This window comes from Saccharopolyspora sp. (genome assembly GCF_017434145.1).
Lineage (GTDB): Bacteria > Actinomycetota > Actinomycetes > Mycobacteriales > Pseudonocardiaceae > Saccharopolyspora_C > Saccharopolyspora_C galaxeae.
Window position 1 is genome coordinate 1 of record NZ_JAFRFW010000826.1, and the last position, 3,538, is coordinate 3,538.

A 3,538-nucleotide genomic window follows, 5' to 3' on the forward strand; every position below is an offset into this window, starting at 1 on the left:
ACGCCGCGGACCACGTCGTCGACGGGCAGCACGCGGTGAACGCGAGCTTCCACTACCAGGTCACCGACCCGAACACCGGCGACGCGCTGCCCGGCCCGACGCCGGCGTCGGTGGACGTCGCCTTCCCCGGCCCGGTCGCGCCCTACACCGTGAACGTGCCCTGGAACGGCACTTCCGTGCCCGGCCCGGTCTCGATCAGCGACGTCGCCCCGGCGCAGGGCTGACCGGCACCGGCGCGGACCCGACCCGCACCGCCTGAGCCGGGTACCAGTCTCAGGCGCGGCGGGCAGCGGGCACCCCGGCCGGCGGCGAGCCGGCGGACCGGACCGGCAAGATCCGGGAACCGTTCGGCGCCTACTGGATGTGCCTGCCCGAGATGGAGCGGGCGACCACCAGCTGCTGGATCTGCTCGGTGCCCTCGAAGATGTCGTAGATCTTGGCGTCCCGGTGCATCCGCTCGACGGGGAACTCGCGGGTGTAGCCGTTGCCGCCGAGGATCTGGATCGCGCGCTCGGTCGCCCAGGTGGCGACCCGCCCGGCCTTGAGCTTCGACATCGAGCCCTCACCGGCGGTGAACGGCTCGTCGTTGCGGCCCATCCAGGCCGCCCGCCAGACCAGCAGCCGCGCCGCGTCGATCTCGGTGCGCATGTCGGCGAGGGTGAACGCGATCGACTGGTTGTCGATGATCGGCCGCCCGAAGGTCTCCCGCTGCTTGGCGTACTCCAAGGCGTGCTCGTAGGCGGCGCGCGCGATGCCGAGGGCCTGCGAGCCGACGGTGGGCCGGGACAGCTCGAAGGTCTTCATCGCGGCCTGCCCGCCACCTGCGGCCTTGCCGCCTTCGCGGGCGCGGGCGAGCTTCTCGTCGAGCTTGTCCTTGCCGCCGAGCAGGCAACTGCCGGGCACCCGCACGTCGTCCAGGAAGACGTCGGCGGTGTGCGAGGCGCGCAGGCCGTGCTTCTTGATCTTGCTGGGGGACTCCAGCCCCTTGGTGCCGGGCGGGATCACGAACGCGGCCTGCCCGCGCGAGCCCAGCTCGGAGTCGACGACCGCCTGCACCACGTGCACGTTCGCGATGCCGCCGTTGGTGGCCCACGCCTTCTGGCCGTTGAGCACCCATTCGTCCTTGGCCTCGTCGTAGACCGCGCGGGTGCGCATCGCCGAGACGTCGGAACCGGCGGCGGGCTCGGACGAGCAGAACGCGGCGACCTTCGGGTCGTCGGCGTCGCCGTAGCACTGCGGCACCCACTCGGCCATCTGGTCCGGAGTGCCCGCGGCGAAGATGCCCGCCACCGCCAGCGTGGTGCCGAAGATCGCCATGCCGATGCCGCCGTCGCCCCAGAACAGCTCCTCGTTGGCGATCGGCAGCGACAGACCGGTGTCGTCGGCCCAGAACGTGGCGACCGTCTCGAAGCCGTAGAGGCCGATCTTGGCGGCTTCCTGGATGACCGGCCACGGGGTCTGCTCCCGCTCGTCCCACTCGGCGGCCGCGGGGCGGATGACCTTCTCCGCGAATCCGTGCACCCATTCCCGCAGGTCGCGGTGTTCCTCGCTCAGTTCAAGGGAGAAGCTCATCGATTTCCTTCGCGCGTCGGGCCGGTGGTGTGCGGGTCAGGCCTTGGGGATCTGGAAGAGTTTGGTGAGCCCGGCGGCGAAGCCGACGTCCCCGGCGACCTTCAGCTTGCCGGTCATGAACTGCACCGGAGCGGAGGCGTTGCCGGAGACCAGTTTCAGGAACTCCACCGGCGTGATCATGATCGTGACCCGCGGGTCGTCGTGCTGCGGCTCCTTGTTGACCGTGCAGGTGCCGCCGGTGAGCACGGTTTCGTAGCGCACGGTGTCCGCGTCCTCGGTACCGATGCGCCACCGCACCACCGCCTCGGTGGAGCGCGCCTTCTCGGCCTTGTAGTGCTCGCCCATCCGCCGGAACACCTCGTCGAGCACCTGAACGCGCAGCTCCGGGCGCGCCATGACGGCCTCGACCTGGGCCGCGGAGGCGCGGGAGATGAGCTTGGCGAACTGCTCCGGCCGCAGCGCGCTGAGGTCGGCGGTGCCCTGCTTGGCGTGCTCGGAGGCGGCTGCCAGGAGTTCCACGAACTCCTCGTTGCCGACCTTCTTCGGGTCTGCCTCGGCGAGCGCGCCGATCGGGTCCGGCTGGGACATGGTGACCTCCATTTACCTACTCGCTAGTAAGACTACGCGCGAGTAGGTTAGTGGGCAAGGCATGCGCGTGATCGTTGCTGTTCTAGCCTGATCGGCGCGCGCACGGGCGGTTTTCGGCCGGAACGGCCCGGATGGCCGGTTGGAACGGCCCGAACAGGAGGTGGGATGCAGGCAGCCGGTGGGAGCCAGGCCGACGAGGACGACGGCGACGGGCCGCGGCGCCCGCGCAGCCGGCGGCTGCCGCGGTCGGTGCGGGAACGCCAGATCCTCGACGCCGCCGTCGAGTCCTTCGCGGCGCGCGGCTTCCACCTCGCGTCGATGGACGAGATCTCGGAGTTCGCGGGCATCTCGAAACCGATGATCTACGCGTACCTCGGTTCCAAGGAAGAGCTGTTCATCGCCTGCATCCAGCGCGAGGCGAACCGGTTGATCGAAGCCATCGGCACGGCGGTCGAACCGGACCTGCGCCCGGACGAGCAGCTCTGGCGCGGGCTGCGGGTGTTCTTCGACTACGTGCAGCGCAACCGGGCGAGCTGGACGATCCTGCACCGCCAGGCCGCGACCGGTGGCGAGCCGTTCTCCTCCGAGTTCGCCCAGTGGCGGCAGCAGGCGATGGCGCTGATCTCGACGTTGCTGGCACGTGCGACCGAATCCGCCGCGCAGCCGATGCAGCCGCAGCAGATGGAGCCGTTCGCCGCGGCCCTGGTCGGTGCGGGGGAGTCGCTGCTGGACTGGTGGGTGGAGCATCCCGAGCACACCGCCGACGGCCTGGCCATGCGCCTGATGAACCTGGCGTGGATGGGCTTCGGCGACCTGGTCGAAGGACGTTCCTGGAGCCCGCGGGTCCCGGACCAGCCGGAGTGAGCCGCCGGGCACCGCGGCAAGCCCCGCCCGCAGCCGAGCGGGGCTTGCGCGCCCGCGAAATCAGCGCAACCGGCCCTGCAGGTGCGGCTTGCCGGAGCGGGAGTGCACGGCGAACCGGGCGTCCCGGCCGGGCCGTGCGGTTCCCGTGCCCGGGCCGACCCCCGTGCCTGGGCCGGCCTCGGTGAACTCGACGGTCGAGGGCAGCAGCAGCGGTTTCACGAAGTCGACGTCCACGGTGAACGACTCCGGCAGCCTGCCGTCGAACGCCGCCAGCGCCCGCGCCTTCGTCCACATGCCGTGCGCGATCGCGCGCGGGAAGCCCAGCACCTTCGCCGACCACGGGTGCAGGTGGATCGGGTTGCGATCCCCGGACACCGCCGCATAACGGCGCCCCTGATCGCCGGGGACCCGCCAGGTCGCGGTCGGCGCGCCCGGTTCGACCTCGGCGGCCCGCTCGGCGTGCGGCGCGGAGTCGTCGGGCTTGCCGCGGCGCAGGTAGGTGCTGGTCTCGCTC

General features: G+C 71.2%; 5 protein-coding genes. 2 read left to right on the top strand and 3 right to left on the bottom strand.

Translation table 11 applies throughout. The features are described 5' to 3' along the window. Positions 1-224 (top strand): hypothetical protein (locus IJH84_RS22440; protein ID WP_295148663.1); only part of this gene is annotated, 224 nt, incomplete at its 5' end. A gap of 130 nt (positions 225-354) precedes the next feature. Here the strand turns inward: IJH84_RS22440 and IJH84_RS22445 are convergent. Both IJH84_RS22445 and IJH84_RS22450 read right to left on the bottom strand, forming a co-directional pair. Further along, entirely contained in the window at positions 355-1,572 is a 1,218-nt protein-coding gene (locus IJH84_RS22445; protein ID WP_295148665.1) for an acyl-CoA dehydrogenase family protein, read from the bottom strand. Between the two features lie 36 nt (positions 1,573-1,608). After that, entirely contained in the window at positions 1,609-2,160 is a 552-nt protein-coding gene (locus IJH84_RS22450) for an SCP2 sterol-binding domain-containing protein (protein ID WP_233626524.1), read from the bottom strand. Positions 2,161-2,325: 165 nt separating this feature from the next. Between IJH84_RS22450 and IJH84_RS22455 the strand changes: the two genes are divergently transcribed. Next, on the top strand, positions 2,326-3,024 hold the full coding sequence (locus IJH84_RS22455) for a TetR/AcrR family transcriptional regulator (RefSeq protein ID WP_200067967.1): 699 nt from the start codon (positions 2,326-2,328) through the stop codon (positions 3,022-3,024). Between the two features lie 60 nt (positions 3,025-3,084). Here the strand turns inward: IJH84_RS22455 and IJH84_RS22460 are convergent. Beyond that, a partial coding sequence (locus IJH84_RS22460) for a MaoC/PaaZ C-terminal domain-containing protein (RefSeq protein WP_295148671.1) occupies positions 3,085-3,538 on the bottom strand: 454 nt, incomplete at its 5' end.